Raw genomic sequence first — 20,992 nt, 5'->3', positions numbered from 1 at the left:
CAACGGCCCGGACCTGCTTAACCTGAAAGACGGGGACCTGCAATACCAGGTGGACTTCAAAAGCGTGTATGCCACCCTGTTATCCGGCTGGCTGGGCGCCGATGATAAGGCGATACTGAAAGCGGAGTACCCGCATTTATCATTTGTTTAGCGCGAATTTTGTCTGACTCAGGATTAAACTGATTTTACGGATTACCCTGATTTTGTTTTTTAGGATTTTATAAATGATTTAAAAAGATTCGGGAAGATGTAAGCGAACCGCTTAAATCTTCCCGAATCTTTTTAATCCAAAGAATAAAAATCAGGGTAATCCGTAAAATCAGCGTAATCCTGCTCCAAGACAATTTCCATCGCCGAAGGCGATCTACTGCCCCTGTTGGGTTACACTCGCCCGGAAAGCCCCGTCTTTTGTGATGCGTGGCCCGCCAACGCCGGTGGCATCTTTCAGGGTGCCGGAAAAAGTGCCTTCCACTGCCTGGTTATCTATACTGGTGATGGTAATAACGAAATCAGTGCTGCCTGCTGAGGTGAGATTAGTGTAGTAGGTGCTGTTCAGGGAAATAAGCATACCATTCCCTTTTTGGGTGGCAGCATACACGCCTGGCTTAAATGGCATGGCTGCAGTGGCCAATGTAAACGTAATTACATCGCCGTTGTAGCTCTGGCCGGTTATTTCCATGGTAGGATAATCATTGTCCGGATTCTCATCCGTTAAGTTGGGCAAAGTGATAATGCCCTTTGGATTTTCTGAAAGATAAACCCTGTTATCCAGCTTCAATGATATAAATCTGCGTTGACGGCTATCGTTTTTATCCTTGTCGCAGGAAGTGCCCAGTAAAACAATGGCGCTGAGCAATGCGGTAACTAATATGCGCATAGGTTATATTATAATCTGTTTTAATTAATCCGCGGCTAAATTAAACATTTAAAAAATAAAAAACGGATGCCGGTAATGGATTGTTACACCCGGTTACCGGCATCGGTATGATCTCGAAAAGTTGGATCTAGGCTTTGCGGGCGGTGCGGTACAGGTACCAGCCCATAAACGCAAAAAAGGCGCATCCTATTATATAGTATCCGCCCTGCCCGAGGATATTTGTCAGTAGTTGCTGATTATTAAGTTTGGCAAGGATCACGGCCGACCAATCGAAGCCCGCCAGTATAGCGATAATTACGCCGGCCACTGCACCACCGGCCACAAGACCGGTAGCAAAGAGATTGCCTTTACCCAGTTCTTCTTCTTCGGGGGATATTTTTTTGTTGGCTTTCTTTTGTTGGTGATCCACCACACCACGGATAGCGCCACCAACAAAGATGGGCAAGGTAGTGGATAAAGGAAGATAGGCGCCCACCGCGAAAGAAAGCGAATTAACACCGCACAGCTCCATGGTAACAGCGAGGAACACACCTACCAGTACAAATTGCCAGTCGAGGTTAAATGAAAGGATTCCCTTTGCCAGTGTAGCCATGAGCGTACCCTGCGGAGCAGGATAATATGCGCTGCCGATTGCATGTTCGGTAACGCCATGCGCTATCATATCTGCCGTAGGCTTATCCAGGAATTTTACAGTTAAACCAATTACCACGGAGGAAACAATAGCCCCGATAAACAATGCTATTTGCTGGTACATGGGGGTGGCGCCTACTATGTAACCTGATTTCAGGTCCTGCGAGGTGCCGCCTGCATTCGCCGCTGCAATACAGATCATACCGCCTACCACCAGCGCCATGGGCTCATACACTTTGCCGGTCCAACCAACAGCAATGAACACCAGGCAGGTGCCCATCAGCGTAGCGATGGTCATACCGGAAATGGGATTGTTGGACGAGCCGATGAGGCCAACAATGCGGCTGGATACAGTTACGAAGAATGCACCGAATACTACCACAAGCAAACCTACCAGTAATTTTTTACCAATGGAATCGCCCGGGAGCTGCGGCAGGAAAGCCATCAGCAGGATGAGCGCGATGCTGCCAAAGAGTACTACTTTCAGGCTGAGGTCTTTTTCTGTTCTTGGTACATTTCCCTTTGCGTCCGCGTTGCCGGGACCATCTTTGATGGCGCCCAGGCTGCCTTTAAAAGAGGAAATGATAGTGGGGATCGTTTTTAACAGGGTAATGAAACCGCCTGCCGCTACGGCGCCGGCGCCTATTTGTCTTACATAGGCATAATACACTGCGGAAGAATAATCGGAAAAAGTATGTGTAAGCGGGTTCCAGTCGCCCTGCCCGCCAGGTGTTTGCAGGTTGGCCAGGTAGCCTATTTTCACCAGTTGCGTAGCAATCATATCAGGCGGCAGCAGCGACGCCAGCAAAGGAATGAGCGCCAACCAGCTCAGTACGCCGCCGGCTACCAGTACTCCTGCAATGCGGGGGCCGATGATATAACCCACACCCATATACTCTGGTGTGATATCGGCACTGATCTTCGCGGAAGGGAAAAATTTGCTGGCCTGTCTGGTCATGTATTCCGGCGTTTCGGCAATGACGTGCAGGATCTTTTGCAGGATGGCATACGCAAAGGCAAAGCCCAGTCCGTAGAAAGCGGTTTTGGCAAAGTCGCCCCCTTTTTCCCCGGCAATTAAAACATCGCCGCAGGCGGTGCCTTCCGGGTAAGGCAGGGTTTTATGTTCTTTTACGATCAGCGATTTTCTCAGCGGGATCATCATAAGGGTACCGAGAATACCACCAAAGATGGCCAGGATGAGTATGGTAAAGTAATTGAAGAACTGGGCGCCGCCGCCATCGCTCAGGAACAGGAATCCCGGCAGGGTGAATACTACGCCTGCTGCTATGGATTCGCCGGCAGATCCGGTGGTTTGGATAATATTGTTTTCCAGGATAGTGGTGCCGAAGAATTTTCTTCCCAATGTAATGGCAATAACGGCGATCGGGATAGATGCTGAAACGGTAAGACCCGCTTTCAGCGCCAGGTATACGGTGGCGGCGCCAAAGATGATACCGAATATGCAACCGAGTAAAATAGATTTCAGCGTAAATTCTTTCATTTGTACGCCAGGTGGAACAAAGGGCTTGAAGTTATTATCGGACATAAGACTGTTTATGGATTTCAGGTAGAGATGTTATGATGAATGAATTTACTTTTAAAAAAGGAAAGGAGGAAAGTTATCCGCTTTCCTCCTTTCTTTTTATAGTAATGTTGACTTACCTGACACCGTGCATCCATTTTTTCAGGAAGCTGGTAGAGAGGAACAGCAGTACAGCAGCGCCTCCCGGCAGGATCACAAACACCATGAAAAATTCATAGAGGTTGTGGATGGTGAAACCTGCGAAGGTGGGGTAACTTGTAGCCAGTTTAAGTTCGTGTAATTTATCCAGTTGCTGCGCAGTGGCAGTGATGGTGCCATCGAGAATGCCTTTCAGGTCGATACCGTTTTGGCTGGCGAGCTGATATTTATCAACCGTAGGGGGCAGCAGCGCGCCCAGGGTACCAGCCAGCGCATAACCGGCGGCATTGGCGAGGAACCATACTCCCATGAGCAGGGAAGAGAAACGGTGAGGCGCCAGCTTTGCTACCAGCGACAACCCGATCGGCGACAGGCACAATTCGCCGAGTGTATGGAAAAGGTACATCAGGATCAGCCAGCTAACACCCAGTTTTTCGTTAGGGCCGAGGCTTTTCATCTGCAGGGCGATGATAAAGAAGCCGAATGCCAGCAATGCCAGCCCGATGGATTGTTTCATTGGGGAGATAGGCTCCAGGTTACGCTGTTGTAATTTAAGCCACAACCAGCTGAAAGGCAGTGCAAATACGATGATGAAGATAGAGTTGGCGTTTTGAACAAAGGAAGGAGGCATATCCCAGCCCAGGAGGCGGCGATCTGTCTGATAATCAGCTACAAAGGTAAGGGAGGAACCGGCTTGTTCAAAGCAGGCCCAGAAGAAGATAACGAAGAAGGCTACAAAGTAGATAACGAGGATTCTTTGTCTTTCTACTTTGGTAATGGATTTATCGGTAAGGATCAATACAGCAAGACTGATACCGGCGGCATAAATAAATGGATACACCCATGACTTGATAGGATTGGGATCGATAGACAGGTAGTGAATACCAAAGAAGAGGACCACCATTAGTACCAGTACGCCGAAGATGGCTGTGGTAGTGAATTTGGCTTTGTCTGCTTCACCGGTAGCGGTTACGCCGGTAGATTTGGAGAAGTCGGGTTTGCCACCGATCGCCTCACCGGCGGGTGTTACCACATATTTATCTTTCAGGAAATAAAAAAGGATAGTGCCGAGGAACATGGCGATACTGGCAGCAAGAAATCCCCATTTGAACGCGCTTACCACTCTCACGCCGGTGGCTTCGATCTTCACATCGCCGAGAATAGGGCAAATGGACATACCGAGGAAGGCGCCCATGTTGATACCCATATAAAAGATAGTAAAGGCTGAGTCGAGGCGGCTGTCATTTTTAGGATACAGCTGACCCACCATAGAAGAAATGTTGGGTTTAAAGAAGCCGTTACCGATAATGATCACAAAAAGGGCAATCCATACGATCATTTTGGCGGTATCAACGTTGGTGGCGTACAGAATGCCACTTAGCACCATGAGCAACTGTCCTACGCCCATTATAAAACCGCCTAATATGATACAGTTCCTGTTACCGAGATACCTGTCGGAGATGTATCCTCCCAGCATAGGGGTAAGATAACATAAGCCAAGAAAGCCGCCATAAATGATAGAGGAATCTGCTTCTGAGAAGGCCAGTGCATTTACCAGGAAGAGCGTCAGTAACGCCCGCATGCCATAAAAATTGAAGCGTTCCCACATTTCCGTGGCAAATAATACTGAGAGCCCCTTAGGGTGGCCCTTCTGCGAGGCAATAGGGGACTCTTGTGCAACAGTAGTTTGCATCATAAATTGGTTAGTTTTAGCAATAGTTGTTTAGATTTCGTAAACCTTTAAATGTGGCAAGTTAAATAAAATCGTTAATCTCCGTAAAAAAATGGTATAAATGCTCATTTTTTGAGGTTTTTTGATCTTTCTTTGCACTTTCTTTCGCATCTGCATTTATTAGGCAATTCATATGAACATACTATTACTTGGAAGTGGTGGCCGGGAACACGCACTGGCCCTTAAAATGTCACAAAGCACCCTTTGCGGTCAGTTATTTATTGCGCCGGGTAATGCCGGTACCGCTCAATGCGGCACAAACGTTAACATGGGTGTGAGTGAATTTGAAAAGATAAAGACCTTTTGCCTGGATAATGCGATAGACATGGTGGTGCCCGGATCTGAAGAGGCCCTGGTAAACGGGATCTACGATTTCTTTCAGAATGATCCCCAACTGCGGCATATTCCTGTACTGGGCCCTTCAAAGGAAGGCGCGCAGCTGGAAGGAAGTAAGGCGTATGCCAAGCTGTTTATGGAAAGGAATAATATTCCTACTGCTGCTTACCGGGAGTTTAATGAGCAGAATTATGAAGAAGGCCTGGCTTATCTTCAGCAGCACTCCTTACCAATTGTATTAAAGGCCGATGGCCTGGCAGCGGGTAAAGGCGTGGTAATAGCGGCTTCCTATGAAGAAGCGGCAGAAGAATTTGAGCAGATGATCCGCTCCGCAAAATTTGGGGATGCCAGCAAAACCGTGGTAGTGGAACAATTCCTCACCGGTATTGAGTTGTCTGTATTTGCGATCACAGATGGTCATACCTATAAGATATTACCTGAAGCAAAGGATTATAAAAGAATAGGCGAAGGCGACCTGGGGCTGAATACCGGTGGTATGGGAGCGGTATCTCCGGTACCGTTTGCGGATGCCGCATTTATGAAAAAGGTGGAAGATGAAGTGATCCGGCCCACCATAGCGGGCCTTTCCAAAGAAGGTATTGTGTATCATGGTTTTGTCTTTTTTGGCCTGATTAATGTAGAGGGTTCGCCTTTTGTAATTGAGTATAACTGCCGTATGGGCGATCCGGAAACGGAAGTGGTAATGCCACGTTTGAAGAATGATGCACTGGAGCTGTTTAATGCAGTGATGACCGGTAAACTGAGTGAGCAAACCATCTACGCTGATGAGCGTGCCGCAGCTACGGTAATGCTGGTATCGAAAGGATATCCTGAAGCATATGAAAAGAACAAGGTGATCAATGGTATCCCCGCGCCTGGGCGCGACCAGGTGGTGTTTCATGCCGGTACACGGCAGGAAGGCGATAAGGTACTGACCAATGGAGGCCGGGTACTGGCTATTACTTCACTGGCATCAGACCTGACAATGGCGCTGGCACATTCTGTACAAACAGCGGAGCAGATTACATTTGACGGCAAGGTATACCGCCGTGATATAGGCTATGAATTCGTTTAGGCGTTGACCAGGATTAATTTACAGTGGGGAGGACTGGTACAGGACAATTGAAAAGCGGGACTTGTAAAGGCACAATTTTAAGCAGCAGGAACAATTAAAACGGGGTTATCCCGTTCATCTGGTCGGAGCATAAAGAGAGCTGTTACTATGCCGTTTATACAACAAATAACTTTTTTTAATATTTAGCTGTATTATTGCAAGAATATCCATTTTTTGCATCGTATATTCGTTGGAATTATTCATTTTTGCATTCTAATTTTTGACCGTATCAACAATGGGATTTTTTAATTTTTTAACGCAGGAAATCGCGATTGATCTTGGTACAGCGAACACGCTGATAATTCATAATGACCAGGTGGTAGTGGACGAGCCTTCCATTGTAGCGATAGAACGGGCTAGCGGCAAAATTGTGGCAGTAGGAAAAAAAGCCATGATGATGCACGAAAAAACACACGAATATCTTCGTACTATACGTCCCCTGAAAGATGGCGTGATAGCGGATTTTAATGCCGCTGAAGGAATGATCAGGGAACTCATAAAAATGATTTACCCCAAGAAACCTTTATTTGCACCCAGCTGGCGCATGGTGATCTGCATTCCTTCCAGTATTACGGAAGTGGAGAAGAGAGCGGTGCGCGACTCCGCTGAGCAGGCAGGGGCTAAAGAGGTATACCTGATCCATGAACCTATGGCAGCTGCACTCGGTATCGGTATCGATGTGGAAGAGCCGGTAGGTAACATGATCATTGACATAGGCGGTGGTACCACTGGTATCTCCGTGATTGCGCTGGCAGGTATCGTGTGCGACCAGAGCATCCGTATTGCGGGGGATGAATTTACCGCTGATATCATGGAAGCCCTGCGCCGTTATCATAGCCTCCTGATCGGTGAAAGAACTGCTGAGCAGATCAAGATCCACATCGGATCAGCCCTGAAAGAACTGGACAACCCACCGGATGATATTCCTGTTAACGGACGGGATCTGGTAACCGGTATTCCCAAGCAGATCATGGTATCTTACCAGGAAATTGCGGAAGCCCTTGATAAATCTATCTTTAAGATCGAAGAAGCCATCCTGAAAGCGCTGGAAACAACGCCTCCTGAGCTGGCATCAGATATTTACCGCAGAGGTTTATACCTGACCGGCGGCGGTGCACTGCTGCGTGGCCTGGATAAACGTCTTACCCAAAAAATTAAACTGCCGGTACATGTAGCGGACGATCCTTTACGTGCGGTGGTAAGAGGTACAGGTATTGCCCTCAAGCATGTAGGCAAGTATCCGTTCCTGATGCAATAAAACTATTTGTGATCCGGGTATGTTGTTATTCATTCTGTGAGAAGGAACAGCAATGTATCCGGGTTACCAAATCCTAAAATAGTGCGCGCTTGTGCGAAATCTAATCATTTTCTTTAGGCGATATTTTAACTTCTTCTTATTTCTGCTGCTGGAAGTGATTTGTATGGTACTGGTGTTCCAGCATAACAACTTTCAGCGCGCCGCCTATCTCAGTTCCGCTAATGACATCAGCGGGAAATTATATGACAAGTATAATAACGTTCAGTATTACTTTCACCTGAAGTCGACCAACGACAGCCTGGTGAATGAGAACATGCGCCTGCACAACATGCTCCGTACCAGTTACGACAGTATGATTACCACCAACGGGATCAAAGTAGATACCGTTCGCCAATACAGCGATGATACTACCCACCGGGTTATTGGCACACAGATCCGCCGGTACGAGTACTTCTCCGCTAAAGTGATCAACAACTCCATCAATAAGCCTGTTAACTATATTACTATTCACCGCGGCAGCCTGCAGGGGATCCGCCCTAATATGGGCGTTATCAGCAGCAGCGGCGTAGTGGGTGTGGTGAGAAGCGTGAGCGATAATTACGCCGTAGTATTGTCAATGCTTTCCAAATCCAATTCCGTTTCCATCAGCGCCCGCCTGGGCCAGGGAAAGGAAATGGGCTCTGTACACTGGGATGGCGAAGATGCCGGTTATGCCCTGCTGAAAGACGTGCCGAAAAGCGCCAAGATACATAAGGGAGATACGGTGGTAACCAGCGGTTTCTCTGCATTATTCCCTGAAAACATTCCCATCGGTTATGTTGAAAGCATCGCCGTAGGAGATAAGGCCAGCACTTCGTTTACCATACGGTTAAAATTGGCTACCAATTTCTTTAACCTGCAATATGTGTATGTGATAGAAAACCTGTTGAAAGAAGAACAACAACGATTGGAAGATTCAACGTATAAGTTGATTAAATGAGTATACTGTTAAGAAATATAATCCGCTTTGTGCTCCTGCTGCTGATTCAGGTGTTTGTGCTCAATGAAATATTGCTGCACCAGCTGGTGAGCCCCTATCTTTATATGTTGTTTATACTGGCGCTGCCGTTCAATCTGCCACGCCCGGTGCTGATGCTCCTGGGTTTGCTGATGGGCCTTTCGCTGGATATGTTTATGAATACCCCGGGCATGCATGCCGCCGCCTGTGTGTTCATTGCCTATCTGCGCCCGTTCATTATAAATATCCTATCGCCACAGGGAGGTTTTGAAACTACCCAGAAAACGCCTTCGATGACCAGTATGGGCGTGTCCCAGTTTCTCATCTATGCCGCTATCCTGGTATTCCTGCACCATACGCTTTTCTTTATACTGGAAGTATTTGGTATGGGCAACCCGTTATACCTGGTGATGAAGATCGTCTTTTCAACACTGGCCAGTCTTTTCCTGATTGTACTGTATGAACTGCTGTTCTTCTCGAAAAAATAGCGAAAAGCTGAAAGCTTAAAGCAGAAAGCGAAAAGCTATTGTCACGGAAACCAGAACAAAGGGGAAAAGAAATAAAACGATAAACAACAAAATATGGGCGCTTTTAGCTTTCTGCTTTCAGCTTTCCGCTATTTTTGTAACTTAAAATAATTCCGTCCTTAATAGCATGTCAGTATTCAATCAGCCCAGGAAGAGAGTAATACAGCTGATCATACTTGGGATGGTGGTACTGATCATCACCAGGTTATTCTTTCTCCAGGTAGTGGAAAAGAAATACGCCAAGCTGGCGGATGCCAATGCCGTGCTTCGTAAGGTCATTTACCCAAGCCGTGGTATCATCTACGACCGGCAGAACCGCAGCATCCTTGGCAACGACGTATTGTACGACCTGGTAGTTACACCTGCCAGCGTAAAAAACATTGATACCGGCTATCTCTGTAATATTTTAAAAATAGATAAGGAAGAGTTCAGAAAAAGGATCGTTACCGCCATTGTTAAAAACGGGCGTGTAAGACAATCCGTTTTTGCGCCGCTGCTGGCCCCGGAAGTATTCGGGCAACTACAGGAAAGTATGTACCTTTTCCAGCCAGGCTTTGAACTGGTACCCCGGCAGATCCGCTCCTATCCTTATTCTGCGGCAGCTAACATCCTGGGGTATATTGCGGAGATCTCCCCCGCCATGTTAAAGGATACCGCAAACTACGCCTCCTATAACTCCGGCGACTATCTCGGGTTTACCGGCCTGGAAAAAACCTATGAAGCAGTGCTCATGGGGCAACGCGGGATACAATACCTGGTCAAGGATAACCTCAACAGGCCGCAGGGACCTTATGAAAACGGGGAGTTTGACAGTGCCGCGGTAGCAGGCAGGAACCTGCGCCTCTCCCTGGATATTGAACTGCAGGTGCTCGGTGAAAAATTAATGAAAGGCAAATCGGGCAGTATTGTAGCCATCGATCCGCAAACAGGCGGCATCCTGGCCATGGTAAGCGGCCCGAGCTTCGATCCTAACCTGCTTACTGGTCCGTACCGGAGCGCCAATTTCAGTAAGCTGTATACAGATACTACCAAACCGCTGTTTAACCGTGCCATCCAGGCTACCTATCCGCCGGGATCTACGTTTAAACCGATGATTGCACTGGTAGGGCTGGATGAAGGGGTAATTACCCCCAGTTTTGGTTACCCCTGCGGCGGGGCTTATTATGGTTGTTCACGGCCTATCAAGTGTGAGCACCATGATGCGGGGCACGCAGCCAACCTGCGACTGGCTTTATCGCATTCCTGTAACTCCTATTTTTCGCATGTATACCGCCTGAGCGTGGATGCGGGTAAATTCGGAGGGATCAAAGTAGGCGGTATGCAGAAATGGGCGGATTATATGAACAGCTTTGGCTTTGGTCATAAGGTAGGAATAGATATTCCCAGTGAAGGCCGGGGCCTGGTACCGGATAAGAAGTATTACGATGCCAGGTACAAAGGCAGCTGGAATTCCTGTACTTCCGTATTCCTGGGGATCGGACAGGGGGAACTGCTGTTAACACCGCTGCAGATGGCCAATGCCATGTGTATTGTGGCTAACCGGGGCTCTTACTATATCCCGCATTTCGTGGCCAGTATCGATAATGATAATACCCATCTCCTGGATAAATACAAAGAAAAGCATGATGTGGCGCATATCTCTGATACCGCCTACAGCGCTGTTATTCATGGTATGACGGATGTGGTGGAAAGCGGTACAGGCCGTATTGCACAGATTGAAGGCATTACTATCGGCGGTAAAACAGGTACGGCGGAAAACTATGGTATAGTGAACGGCGTAAGAACAAAACTGAAGAACCATGCGGTGTTTGTGGCCTTTGCCCCGGCAGAAAAAGCGCGTATAGCCATCGCCGTGATAGTGGAGAACTCCGGTTTCGGTGCGAAATATGCAGCGCCTATTGCCAGTTTGATGATGGAGAAATACCTGAAAGACAGTATCTCCACCAAACGTCAGCCGTTGTTGAAATCAGTGATGGAAACAGTGACCATAGACCCGGCCATGCTGGCTAAATCGCACCTGGACTCCTTGAATCAGAACGCAGTTATTAAAAAGAATAAGCCTTAACCAATCATCGAATAAACCGATTAATCAATAATGAACCGCTCGCAAGCCAAACTGACACAAGGGATTGACTGGCCAATAGTTGGCCTGTATCTGGCATTGGTGATCATAGGCATCATGTCCATTTTTGCTGCGGAATACCGGGGGGATGATAATGTGTGGCAGGATATCCTGCACCCGAACAAAAACTATTCAAGACAGCTCATCTGGTTTGGCGTGTCTATTGTGCTGGCGGCTATTATATGGCTAACGGACAGTAAGTTCTTTACCGCCACGGCCAACCTCATGTATGCGGGCGGATTGTTGCTGCTGCTGCTGGTACTGGGGATAGGTAAAGACGTAAAAGGATCGCATTCCTGGCTGGTGATCGGTGGATTCCAGTTCCAGCCCGCGGAACTGACCAAACTTTGCACCAACCTGGCACTTGCCAAATACCTGTCGTCGCAGGAAACGGATTTCACAAAACTGCGATCGAGACTGATCGCCGCTGCCCTGGCCCTGATACCTGCCGGTATCATCATTTTGCAGGATGAAACGGGATTGGCGCTGGTATATTTTTCTTTCTTCCTGGTCATGTTCCGTGAGGGATTGCCCGGCGTGCTGCTGGTAATTGCCTTCTCGGGAATTGTGCTGGTATTGTCGGCCCTGCTGGTCGACCGAACGGTGCTCTTTATCATCTTCACGGTCATCACCGCGCTGGTCATCTATTTTATGCGGCGCGAAATAAAACGAAAGCGGTCGAAGCTGGCGCTGATACTGGGCATTTATGCTTTCTGCGGGCTTTTCGTCATGTTCGTTGTACCTTTTGTATTTACCAAAGTACTGAAGGATTACCAGGTGCGCCGTATCGAGGTGATGCTGGGCAAGGAGAACGACCCTAAAGCCACTTATAATACCCGGCAGAGTATGATAGCCATCGGCTCCGGCGGCTTCTGGGGAAAAGGCTACCTGAAGGGTACTCAAACCCGTTATGATTTTGTACCTGAACAAAGCACCGACTTCATTTTTTGTACTATAGGGGAAGATTTCGGCTTTTTCGGCAGTGTTATTTTCCTGGGGATCTATGTAGCCCTGCTTTTCCGGATCATTTTTGTGGCGGAGCGACAGCGATCGACCTTTACGCGCGTATATGCATATGGGGTGGCCAGTATCATCTTTTTCCACCTGGCCATTAATATTGCCATGACCATAGGATTGGCGCCGGTAATCGGTATCCCGCTGCCATTGGTGAGTTATGGAGGATCTTCCCTGATGACGTTTACCATGCTGATATTTATATTGCTCCGGCTGGATGCCGACCGCCAGATGGTGTTAAGATAGTATCTTTGCAAAATGGCACGTATCATTCCATTATCAGAAGGGTCATTTACCGTAGACGGGACCAAGAAGTTTTTTCCTTTTAAGCTGGGAACAGATAGCATGCAGGACCGCCCGCATGGTTCGTTACTGGTGGAAATACAGCCGTTCCTGGTAATTACCGACCGCGATTATATTTTATTTGACACCGGGTTAGGGTTCCGCAACCCCGATGGCGTATTACAGATCCATCAGCACCTGATAGACAATGGCATCAATCCAATGGAGATCACCAAAGTATTGATGAGCCATTTGCATAAAGACCATTCCGGTGGCGTTTCTTCCGAGGATCCGATCACGGGGGAACGCACACTCAATTTTCCCGGCGCTACCTATTATGTAAACAACGAGGAAATGCGCTATGCTTTGGAGCATTCCGGCAAATCCTATCTCTCCGAAGATATTATGTTATTACAACAGCGGGATAACGTAGTATTCACTACCGGCAATGGTACTATCGACGGGTATATTCATTATGAAGTAACCGGTGGCCACTGCCCTTATCACCAGGTATTCCTGGTAGATGAAGGGGAAGATAAAATATTTTTCGGGGGAGATGTAGCCCCGCAGATCTCACAGATGAAAAGCCGGTTTGCAGCCAAATATGATTATGACGGCAAACGCAGCATGGAGCTCCGACAGGAATTCCTGGAGCGTGGCAAACAGGAAGGCTGGACTTTCCTCTTTTATCATGATACCAAAGAACCTTTTGCAAAGTTTTAAGCGGATTTCGTCTGACTCAGGATTAAACTGATTACACTAATTACCCTGATTTGATTTTGTAATGATTTATAAAAGATTTTTTGGGAGATAATAAGATGTACACGCCGTTTGATAGCTTGTCGCTTGCAGGACAGCATACCATCAAAACATGGGAACAACAGGGCCGGAACTGGGCATCGTATAGTCTTTACCGCCACCAGGCGGCCCATGAACTTTATATTCCGCAAACGGTGCTCAACCTGGTGATACAGGGAGAGAAAAGAATGTACGACGGCAGGCAGGTACATTACCTGCAAGCCGGCGATGTGATGGTGATCCCGGCCGGCACCCTGCTTTGCTCTGAAATATTGCAGCCCCGGCAACAATACGGAAGCATTAACCTGGTGATCCCCGATGAAATGATCCTGGATTCGCTCAGGAAAAAGGACCGCAAAAGCAATACTCCCGGCAAGGCATTAACTACGCTCCCGGTTAGCCATCAGTGGCGCCACTTCACACAGTCGCTTTTAAGCCGGTTTACAAATGGTCATCTTTCTGTTCCTGACTGTCATGATATTATTCCGGAAGCGCTTCACCTTATTTCTGATGATGAGCCGGTAAGCGCAATGCTTGTCAAGGCTGCCATGTACCCGCTTCCCGATGTAATGGAAAAGCTAAGCACCGGCATTGCAGAAGTACGTTTACTGGAAGATATGGCGACAATGGGACACATGAGCACCGCTACCCTGAAACGCCGTTTCCGGGATATTTACCACAGTTCGCCTATGCACTGGGTGTTGGAGAAGCGGCTGCAGATGGCGGGTTTCCTGCTGCGCACCACGGAACAGCCGATCCCGGAAATAGCCTATAGTACAGGGTTTGAGGATGTAACCCATTTTTACAGGCAATTCCGCCGTTGTTTTAAAGTAACCCCGTTGCAATGGCGTAAAATGGAAACTGATCTTTTCAGCAAATAGTGGCATCAGCCGGCGGCTTATATTGTGGAAAAAAAGTAATGGAAAGTCTTATTCACATTGGCGAAGCCTGGGTGCGGGCATGGAACTCACATGACCTCGATGAAATAATGTCGCATTACGATGACGATATTATTTTTTATTCCCCTTTAATTAAAAAGATCAATAACGACCCTACAGGCTGTATCCGGGGAAAGGAGCAATTGCGCGCCTACTTTAACAGGGGCCTGGAAGCCTATCCTGATCTGCATTTTGAGCTGTATCATATCCTGGAAGGAGTGAATTCTATTGTGCTTTATTACAAAAGCATCAACGATAAATTAAGCACGGAAATGATGGTGATTAATGAGAAAGGGCTGGTAATTGAAGTAAGGGCACATTATAAATAAATGATGGGATTGAATTGCGGGAGCGGGCTCCCGTAATTCTTCCTATGGTCTTCTTCTCGGGCCCTGCCCCATCCGGTTCATGCGTTGGGTATTGAGATGGTTAACCATAATAGTCCGGAATTCTCTTTCACTTTTAAACACCATGCCTGCTTTCCTGCCGGGGAGCACCCGCTGGAATTCTGCACTGTAGCGCGATTTAATATCCAGCATCCGTTTCTCATACTTCAGTTCCTTATCCATATTTTTCCGGGCGGCGTCATCTGCGTTATCTGAAGCAGTTTTTTCCAGGTCTCTTTTCTGGTGGCGTTCTGCTATCAGTTGTTCTACTTCGTGGGTATAGTTATTGTAAACCGGCCAGAATTTCTGGGCTTCTTCAGGAGTGAGACTTAGTTTCTGGGACAGGTACTGGATCTGTATGGCTTTTATTTTTTCAGCTGCACTTTCGGACGCGGTTTGCTGTGCATTGCTCACCCTGGGTTGGGTGAGGAGCACAAACATTGTAATCCATATAAAATAAAAACGTTTCATCATTGCTTTTCAGGTAACACTTCCTTTGATAAATCGGTCCGTTGCAGGTATTTCTCTATAGCTTCCAATGGAACTGCTTCATTCAGCTGGTTTTGCACCGGGGTTGCTTCCACGGAAGTAGCAAAGAAAGCATCATTATCAAAGGGATCTGTGTGGGTTTGCAGGTAATTCACAATATCCTGGTCATCCAGGGCTTCCAGCTGTTTTTCTATATTGTTATGATGGTTGTTATTATTGATCACGAACAGGAGGGCGCTGCTACCGATAAATGCGGTCAGACATGCAGCTACGGTCCATTTCAGCCAGGTAGCGGTGCGGTTTCTATAGATTGTCCGTAGTGGATTCGCCGTGTGTGGATGACCCGCATCTGCCCGGAGTGCTTCAAAATAGCCGTTGGGAACTGTAAAAGGTACCTCTTTGGGTATTGCCGCCAGGAAGGGAGAAAGTGTTTCCAGTTCTGTGTTTACAGTAAAGTCTGGCTGTTCTTCTTCCGTTTGAATCCGTTGCAGGATGGCTTTGGGCAGTTCTTCAAAATAGCCGGCCGGAATGGTTGCCTGGTGGCCCGGGGGGGCTGTTTCGCTGCGCAGATCTTCCAGTTGAATTTGCAGCAGGATAGCAGCGGCCAGGTGTTCAAAATAGTCTGCCGGTACCGTAAATGGCACCTCTGCAGGCCAGCTGATGCCCGGAGCTATCTGTAATAATTCATCTGATATGTAAGTCTGCCTGTTCATATTTACTGTTTTTTAGACAGGAAACGGTATTGATAGTTTAATGTGATTTTAATGTTTTGATAAAAATCTTTAAAAATTACTTAAAATAAATATTTGTAAAATTTATGCTCAGCCGTTGCGGATGAACTCCTCAATTTTCTTAACAGCATGGTGATAAGAGGCTTTCAGTGCGCCTTCCGAGGTGTCCAGTACTTTGCTCATTTCTTCGTAGGGCATTTCATCGTAATAGCGCAAATTGAATACGAGCCGTTGTTTATCAGGTAAACTGAGAATGGCGCGTTGCAGTTTCCACTCCAGTTTGTTGGGATCGAACTGTGGGTCTGCCCTGAGTTTATTACTTAAGCCGGTTTCCACTTCCGACAGGGAAACAGATGTTTTACGTTTCTGCTGTTCCAGGAAAGTAAGACTTTCATTGGTGGCTATTTTATACAGCCAGGTATACAATTGTGCGTCTTCCCGGAAGTTTTCCAGGTTTTTCCACACTTTAATAAAAACATTTTGCAGCACATCATTGGCATCATCATGATCCATTACCATCCTTCGGATATGCCAGTAAAGCCTTTCCTGGTACTTCTGGATAATAAGGGTAAACCCTTTTTCCTTTGTACCAGGTGCGCGGTATAATGCCAAGAGTGATTTATCGTCCTGTGAAACGGCCATAGGTTAAATGGTTCTAACAGGTTTTAGTTTATTGAATATAAATAAAAACCTGTTCATGAGACAGGGAGATTGGCGGAAGGTTTAATCGCTATCGCCTTCGGCGATGTAAATTGTCTTGGAGCACTGATTACGCTGATTTTACTGATTAGTTTGATTTTATTCTTTGGATTTTATAAAAGATTAAGGGAGACAAAAGCGAATAAGTCGCTTATATCTCCCTTAATTATTAAAAAAAATCAAATTAATAAGTAAAATCAGCGTAATCCTGAGTCAGACAAAATTCGCGCATCGCCGAAGGCGATTACGCTTGTTTCTTGCGCTGCATGGCCTTTTCTGCTGCGGCTACGATATGATCTGCATCGAGGCCGTATTTTTTCAGCAGGTCCAGTGGTTTACCGCTTTCGCCGAAGGTATCGTTGGTACCAACATACTCAATGGGAACTGGTATATGGCGGGAGGCCACCTGCGCGATGCTGTCGCCCAGGCCACCGAGCACGTTATGTTCTTCTGCAGTAACGGCGCAACCTGTTTTCTTCAGGGAAGCGATCACGGCAGCTTCATCCAGTGGTTTAATAGTGTGGATATTGATGATTTCCACGCTGTAGCCTTTTTCTTCCAGCACTTTACCGGCTTCGATGGCGATCCAAACCAGGTGGCCGCAGGCGAACAGGGTGATATCGGTTCCTTCGTGGAGGATCTGGGCTTTACCCACTTCAAATTTCTGGTCTTCAGGGGTAAAGTTGGGCCATTTCGGGCGACCGAAGCGGAGATATACTGGTCCTTCGTAGTCGGCAATCGCGATGGTAGCGGCTTTGGTCTGATTGAAATCGCAGGGTACGATCACAGTCATGCCGGGCAGCATTTTCATCATGCCTATATCTTCCAGGATCTGGTGGGTGGCGCCATCTTCACCCAGGGTAAGGCCCGCGTGGGAAGCGCATATTTTTACGTTCTTGTTGGAGTATGCAACAGACTGACGGATCTGGTCGTACACTCTTCCGGTAGAGAAGTTAGCAAAGGTAGTAGTGTATGGTATTTTGCCGCCGATAGTTAAACCTGCAGCGATGCCGATCATATTGGCTTCTGCGATCCCTACCTGTACAAAGCGGTCCGGAAATTCTTTAATAAAGGCGTTGAGTTTCATGGAGCCGAGCAGATCGGCTGTCAGGGCAACTACATTTGGGTTTTTGCGGCCAGCTTCCAGTATGCCTTCGCCAAACCCGCCGCGGGTTTCTTTTTCATTTAGTGGTTGAATATCTTTTACCATTGTGGTCTTTTTAAAATTGAAGCGTAAATGTAAACATTAAAAAACGAGGATCCTAGTTGCTCAGCACTTTATTACGCAGGCTCACTTCCCATTGCCAGGCGGTGCGCATACTGTCGTCGATACCGATTTTGGGTTCCCAGTTCAGTTTTTCCTTTGCTTTACTGTTATTGGCGTAGATGGCGATCACATCTCCTTCCCTGCGGGGGCCGGTGGTGTAGTTTAATTTGATGCCTGAAATTTTTTCGAATGCCTTGATGGCTTCCAATACAGTAACGCCATTGCCGGTACCCAGGTTAAATACTTCACAGTTGCTGGTATTCCGGTGTTCCAGGAGATACTGGAGCGCTTTGGTGTGAGCGGCAGCGATATCCATTACGTGGATATAGTCGCGGACGCAGGAACCGTCGCGGGTATCGTAGTCGGTACCAAACACGGTCATTTTAGGGATTTTCCCGATGGCGGTTTGGGTGATTACAGGAACCAGGTTGTCTGGTTTTCCCAGTGGAAGCTCACCAATCAGCGCAGATTCATGTGCGCCTACGGGGTTAAAGTAACGAAGCAGGATAGAATTAGTTTCGTTTACCCGGCTGTAGTCTTCAATGATCTGTTCGCCTATCTGTTTGGTGCGTGCGTAGGGCGATTGTGCCTCTCCGAGCGGGGTTTCTTCCACTACCGGTAAAGCTTTGGTATTGCCGTAAACCGAGCAGGAGGAAGAGAATACAAGGTTGGGTATATTGTATTCTTTCACGCATTTCAACACGTTGATCAGTGAGGTGAGATTATTCTGAAAGTACATCAGGGGCTCGTTTACGGATTCTCCCACTGCTTTCAGGGCGGCAAAATGGATAACGCCAACAATATCCCGGTTTTCATGAAATACCGCGTTGGTGTCTTCCAGGTTACAAAGGTCTACTTTGTAATTGCGTACCTTTTTTCCGGTAATTTTCTCTATACCATCTAATAATTGGGTGGTGCTTCTGATATTACTGTCTACAGATACCACGTCAAAACCATTATTGATCAGATCTACAATAGTATGCGCGCCTATATAGCCACAACCACCCGTAACAAGAACCTTCATGATATTTCAGATTTACGTTTATTAGTTATTTCAGAAAACTTTTTGATTGAGCACCGTTTCAAGGTATGCCCCGTAACCGCTTTTCAGCAAAGGTTTGGCCAGCTCCTTTAATTGGCCGGCAGTAATGAACCCTTTGCGGTAGGCGATTTCTTCGATACAGGCCACCTTTATTCCCTGCCTTTGTTCTATTACCTGTACAAACTGTGAGGCCTGCATCAGCGAGTCGAAAGTGCCGGTATCCAGCCAGGCTGTTCCGCGAGGTAATATAGAAACTTTTAATTTTCCACGCCGTAAATATTCTTTATTTACGTCTGTAATTTCGTATTCGCCGCGGGGGCTGGGTTGCAGGTTTTTAGCGATCTCCACTACTGCATTGTCGTAGAAGTAGAGGCCGGGTACAGCGAAATTGGATTTGGGCTGTACGGGTTTTTCTTCGATGGATAACACTTTCATGTCTGCTCCGAATTCCACTACGCCGTACCTTTCAGGGTCGGATACCTGGTAAGCATATACGATTCCGCCCTCGGGGTTGGTGTTATGTGCCAGCTGTGTACCGAGGCCGGCGCCATAAAAGATATTATCCCCCAATACCAGTGCTACGCTGTCGTTACCAATAAACTCTTCACCTATCACAAAAGCCTGGGCCAGGCCATTTGGAGTTGCCTGTTCAGCATAGCTGAGGTTCAATCCCAGCTGCTGCCCGTTGCCGAAAAGCCGCTGAAAAGCCGGGAGGTCGTGCGGGGTGGAGATGATCAGGATATCCTTAATGCCTGCCAGCATTAAAGTAGACAGCGGGTAATAGATCATTGGCTTGTCATACACTGGCATTATCTGTTTGCTGATAGCGTACGTGATGGGGTGCAGCCGGGTGCCGGAACCGCCGGCCAGGATAATTCCTTTCATTTACAAGATCAATTTTTGATGGTCACTAACTATCTCTTCTGATTAGAAGAAAAACCGCACAAAAATAGCGGCTCTCTTTCAATTGGCGTCTTTTTTTTATAAAAAAAGCTCTCCGGCGGTGGCGGGAGAGCTTTTAAGTATGTTACAGGTCCACTTTTTAAATGAACAGGTTTACGATAAAATAGGTGACTGCAGCCAGTAATCCACTGATAGGAATGGTTAAAACCCAGGCCCACAGAAGGGATACGGTAACGCCCCAACGAACGGCAGATAACCTTTTGGTGGCGCCCACACCCATGATAGCTCCCGTAATAACGTGGGTGGTACTGGCGGGAATGCCCAGGTGCTCTGTGAGGAAGAGGGTAACAGCGCCGGAGGTTTCGGCCGCTACGCCTTCCAGCGGGGTTACCTTGGTAATGCGTGTTCCCATGGTTTTTACAATCTTCCAGCCGCCGCTCATGGTTCCCAGTGCAATACAGGTAAAGCAGGCCAGGGGCACCCAATCCGGCATTTCCTTGAGGTTTTTGATATAACCTGCAGATACCATTGCGGCAGAGATGATACCCATTACTTTCTGGGCATCGTTACTGCCGTGGCCAAGGCTCAATGCCGCAGAGGAGGCCAGCTGCAGGCGTTTGAACCAACTTTCTGCCCGGTAGGGGTTTGCCTTCCGGCAAACATTAACGATGATGAGTGTTATAACAAAGGCTACCGCCATACCTATGAGAGGCGCCAGTACAATAAAGTATACAGTAGGTAATACCTTGTGGAAATTGATTACATCAATATTGCCACCGGAAGCAGTAACCGCCGCGCCGATAAAACCGCCAATCAGCGTATGGGAGGAACTGGAGGGGATACCCAGCCACCAGGTGAAAAGATTCCAGGTGATGGCCGCTACCAGGCCGCAAAGGATCACTTTCAGCGTAATAAACTGCTCAAATACGGAGTTGGCTACGGAATTTGCTACTTTAAATTCACCGATGTAATATTTGGCCACAAAAAAGGCCACAAAGTTGAATACTGCGGCCCAGAGCACTGCCTGAAAAGGTGTCAGTACCTTGGTCGACACAATGGTGGCTATAGAGTTGGCGGCATCATGGAAACCATTGATATAATCAAAAATGAATGCCAGTATGATAATAATTACTAGTAAAGTCATGACATCAGGAGAATTAGGCGTTCAG

Annotated in this window: 19 protein-coding genes; 9 read left to right on the top strand and 10 right to left on the bottom strand. The window is 47.3% G+C overall.

What is annotated here, in order from left to right:
• Nucleotides 1-364: 364 nt before the first annotated feature.
• The 3 genes from VIM72_RS21625 to VIM72_RS21615 form a co-directional block, all read right to left on the bottom strand.
• The gene (locus VIM72_RS21625; protein WP_332004907.1) at nucleotides 365-877 is read right to left on the bottom strand and encodes a hypothetical protein; all 513 of its coding nucleotides are present in this window, start codon (nucleotides 875-877) and stop codon (nucleotides 365-367) included.
• 127 nt (nucleotides 878-1,004) lie between these two features.
• Complete coding sequence (locus tag VIM72_RS21620; RefSeq protein ID WP_332004906.1) at nucleotides 1,005-3,053, bottom strand: OPT family oligopeptide transporter; 2,049 nt, start codon at nucleotides 3,051-3,053, stop codon at nucleotides 1,005-1,007.
• A gap of 112 nt (nucleotides 3,054-3,165) precedes the next feature.
• Nucleotides 3,166-4,884 (bottom strand): peptide MFS transporter, encoded by a 1,719-nt coding sequence (locus VIM72_RS21615; RefSeq protein WP_332004905.1) that lies wholly within the window; start codon nucleotides 4,882-4,884, stop codon nucleotides 3,166-3,168.
• A 169-nt stretch (nucleotides 4,885-5,053) separates the two neighbouring features.
• On the opposite strand from VIM72_RS21615, the gene purD reads away from it, so the two are divergent.
• The 9 genes from purD (at nucleotide 5,054) to VIM72_RS21570 (ending at nucleotide 14,635) form a co-directional block, all read left to right on the top strand.
• Complete coding sequence (gene purD / locus VIM72_RS21610; RefSeq protein ID WP_332004904.1) at nucleotides 5,054-6,331, top strand: phosphoribosylamine--glycine ligase; 1,278 nt, start codon at nucleotides 5,054-5,056, stop codon at nucleotides 6,329-6,331.
• Nucleotides 6,332-6,605: 274 nt separating this feature from the next.
• Nucleotides 6,606-7,628, top strand: a complete 1,023-nt coding sequence (locus tag VIM72_RS21605; protein ID WP_106527013.1) for a rod shape-determining protein — start codon at nucleotides 6,606-6,608, stop codon at nucleotides 7,626-7,628.
• Between the two features lie 91 nt (nucleotides 7,629-7,719).
• Complete coding sequence (gene mreC / locus VIM72_RS21600) at nucleotides 7,720-8,607, top strand: rod shape-determining protein MreC (protein WP_332004903.1); 888 nt, start codon at nucleotides 7,720-7,722, stop codon at nucleotides 8,605-8,607.
• Nucleotides 8,604-9,113: a rod shape-determining protein MreD gene (locus VIM72_RS21595; RefSeq protein ID WP_332004902.1), complete on the top strand. Its 510-nt coding sequence runs from the start codon at nucleotides 8,604-8,606 to the stop codon at nucleotides 9,111-9,113. The genes mreC and VIM72_RS21595 overlap by 4 nt, the downstream gene beginning before the upstream one ends.
• 166 nt (nucleotides 9,114-9,279) lie before the next feature.
• A complete protein-coding gene (mrdA, locus tag VIM72_RS21590) occupies nucleotides 9,280-11,217 on the top strand; it encodes a penicillin-binding protein 2 (RefSeq protein WP_332004901.1) in 1,938 nt (645 codons plus the stop codon).
• A 30-nt stretch (nucleotides 11,218-11,247) separates the two neighbouring features.
• On the top strand, nucleotides 11,248-12,534 hold the full coding sequence (rodA, locus tag VIM72_RS21585) for a rod shape-determining protein RodA (RefSeq protein WP_332004900.1): 1,287 nt from the start codon (nucleotides 11,248-11,250) through the stop codon (nucleotides 12,532-12,534).
• A gap of 12 nt (nucleotides 12,535-12,546) precedes the next feature.
• Entirely contained in the window at nucleotides 12,547-13,293 is a 747-nt protein-coding gene (locus VIM72_RS21580; protein ID WP_332004899.1) for an MBL fold metallo-hydrolase, read from the top strand.
• Between the two features lie 80 nt (nucleotides 13,294-13,373).
• On the top strand, nucleotides 13,374-14,249 hold the full coding sequence (locus tag VIM72_RS21575) for an AraC family transcriptional regulator (RefSeq protein WP_332004898.1): 876 nt from the start codon (nucleotides 13,374-13,376) through the stop codon (nucleotides 14,247-14,249).
• Nucleotides 14,250-14,287: 38 nt separating this feature from the next.
• Nucleotides 14,288-14,635 carry a nuclear transport factor 2 family protein gene (locus tag VIM72_RS21570; protein ID WP_332004897.1) on the top strand — a complete coding sequence of 116 codons (348 nt, stop codon included), beginning with the start codon at nucleotides 14,288-14,290 and terminating at the stop codon, nucleotides 14,633-14,635.
• Between the two features lie 42 nt (nucleotides 14,636-14,677).
• Here VIM72_RS21570 and VIM72_RS21565 read toward each other — a convergent pair whose 3' ends face one another.
• From VIM72_RS21565 to VIM72_RS21535, 7 genes are all read right to left on the bottom strand, one after another.
• Nucleotides 14,678-15,133: a hypothetical protein gene (locus VIM72_RS21565; RefSeq protein ID WP_332004896.1), complete on the bottom strand. Its 456-nt coding sequence runs from the start codon at nucleotides 15,131-15,133 to the stop codon at nucleotides 14,678-14,680.
• A gap of 29 nt (nucleotides 15,134-15,162) precedes the next feature.
• Nucleotides 15,163-15,894 carry a hypothetical protein gene (locus VIM72_RS21560; RefSeq protein WP_332004895.1) on the bottom strand — a complete coding sequence of 244 codons (732 nt, stop codon included), beginning with the start codon at nucleotides 15,892-15,894 and terminating at the stop codon, nucleotides 15,163-15,165.
• Nucleotides 15,895-16,002: 108 nt separating this feature from the next.
• Complete coding sequence (locus VIM72_RS21555; protein ID WP_332004894.1) at nucleotides 16,003-16,554, bottom strand: sigma-70 family RNA polymerase sigma factor; 552 nt, start codon at nucleotides 16,552-16,554, stop codon at nucleotides 16,003-16,005.
• A 301-nt stretch (nucleotides 16,555-16,855) separates the two neighbouring features.
• On the bottom strand, nucleotides 16,856-17,821 hold the full coding sequence (locus tag VIM72_RS21550; protein WP_332004893.1) for a transketolase family protein: 966 nt from the start codon (nucleotides 17,819-17,821) through the stop codon (nucleotides 16,856-16,858).
• Nucleotides 17,822-17,873: 52 nt separating this feature from the next.
• Nucleotides 17,874-18,902 (bottom strand): UDP-glucose 4-epimerase GalE, encoded by a 1,029-nt coding sequence (gene galE, locus VIM72_RS21545; protein WP_332004892.1) that lies wholly within the window; start codon nucleotides 18,900-18,902, stop codon nucleotides 17,874-17,876.
• A gap of 30 nt (nucleotides 18,903-18,932) precedes the next feature.
• On the bottom strand, nucleotides 18,933-19,805 hold the full coding sequence (gene rfbA / locus VIM72_RS21540) for a glucose-1-phosphate thymidylyltransferase RfbA (protein ID WP_332004891.1): 873 nt from the start codon (nucleotides 19,803-19,805) through the stop codon (nucleotides 18,933-18,935).
• Between the two features lie 157 nt (nucleotides 19,806-19,962).
• Complete coding sequence (locus VIM72_RS21535; RefSeq protein ID WP_332004890.1) at nucleotides 19,963-20,967, bottom strand: inorganic phosphate transporter; 1,005 nt, start codon at nucleotides 20,965-20,967, stop codon at nucleotides 19,963-19,965.
• Nucleotides 20,968-20,992: the final 25 nt, after the last annotated feature.

It is taken from the genome of Chitinophaga sp., from assembly GCF_036569185.1.
GTDB lineage: Bacteria > Bacteroidota > Bacteroidia > Chitinophagales > Chitinophagaceae > Chitinophaga.
Note: the sequence above shows the minus strand (reverse complement) of the source record. Positions and strands in the feature narration are given on the sequence as shown.

Excerpts from the sequence above, each read along its gene's own strand:
- VIM72_RS21625 (WP_332004907.1), bottom strand. The coding sequence starts at position 877 with ATGCGCATATTAGTTACCGCATTGCTCAGCGCCATTGTTTTACTGGGC.
- VIM72_RS21620 (WP_332004906.1), bottom strand. The coding sequence starts at position 3,053 with ATGTCCGATAATAACTTCAAGCCCTTTGTTCCACCTGGCGTACAAATG.
- VIM72_RS21615 (WP_332004905.1), bottom strand. The coding sequence starts at position 4,884 with ATGATGCAAACTACTGTTGCACAAGAGTCCCCTATTGCCTCGCAGAAG.
- purD (WP_332004904.1), top strand. The coding sequence starts at position 5,054 with ATGAACATACTATTACTTGGAAGTGGTGGCCGGGAACACGCACTGGCC.
- VIM72_RS21605 (WP_106527013.1), top strand. The coding sequence starts at position 6,606 with ATGGGATTTTTTAATTTTTTAACGCAGGAAATCGCGATTGATCTTGGT.
- VIM72_RS21595 (WP_332004902.1), top strand. The coding sequence starts at position 8,604 with ATGAGTATACTGTTAAGAAATATAATCCGCTTTGTGCTCCTGCTGCTG.
- mrdA (WP_332004901.1), top strand. The coding sequence starts at position 9,280 with ATGTCAGTATTCAATCAGCCCAGGAAGAGAGTAATACAGCTGATCATA.
- rodA (WP_332004900.1), top strand. The coding sequence starts at position 11,248 with ATGAACCGCTCGCAAGCCAAACTGACACAAGGGATTGACTGGCCAATA.
- VIM72_RS21580 (WP_332004899.1), top strand. The coding sequence starts at position 12,547 with ATGGCACGTATCATTCCATTATCAGAAGGGTCATTTACCGTAGACGGG.
- VIM72_RS21570 (WP_332004897.1), top strand. The coding sequence starts at position 14,288 with ATGGAAAGTCTTATTCACATTGGCGAAGCCTGGGTGCGGGCATGGAAC.
- VIM72_RS21565 (WP_332004896.1), bottom strand. The coding sequence starts at position 15,133 with ATGTTTGTGCTCCTCACCCAACCCAGGGTGAGCAATGCACAGCAAACC.
- VIM72_RS21560 (WP_332004895.1), bottom strand. The coding sequence starts at position 15,894 with ATGAACAGGCAGACTTACATATCAGATGAATTATTACAGATAGCTCCG.
- VIM72_RS21555 (WP_332004894.1), bottom strand. The coding sequence starts at position 16,554 with ATGGCCGTTTCACAGGACGATAAATCACTCTTGGCATTATACCGCGCA.
- VIM72_RS21550 (WP_332004893.1), bottom strand. The coding sequence starts at position 17,821 with ATGGTAAAAGATATTCAACCACTAAATGAAAAAGAAACCCGCGGCGGG.
- galE (WP_332004892.1), bottom strand. The coding sequence starts at position 18,902 with ATGAAGGTTCTTGTTACGGGTGGTTGTGGCTATATAGGCGCGCATACT.
- rfbA (WP_332004891.1), bottom strand. The coding sequence starts at position 19,805 with ATGAAAGGAATTATCCTGGCCGGCGGTTCCGGCACCCGGCTGCACCCC.
- VIM72_RS21535 (WP_332004890.1), bottom strand. The coding sequence starts at position 20,967 with ATGACTTTACTAGTAATTATTATCATACTGGCATTCATTTTTGATTAT.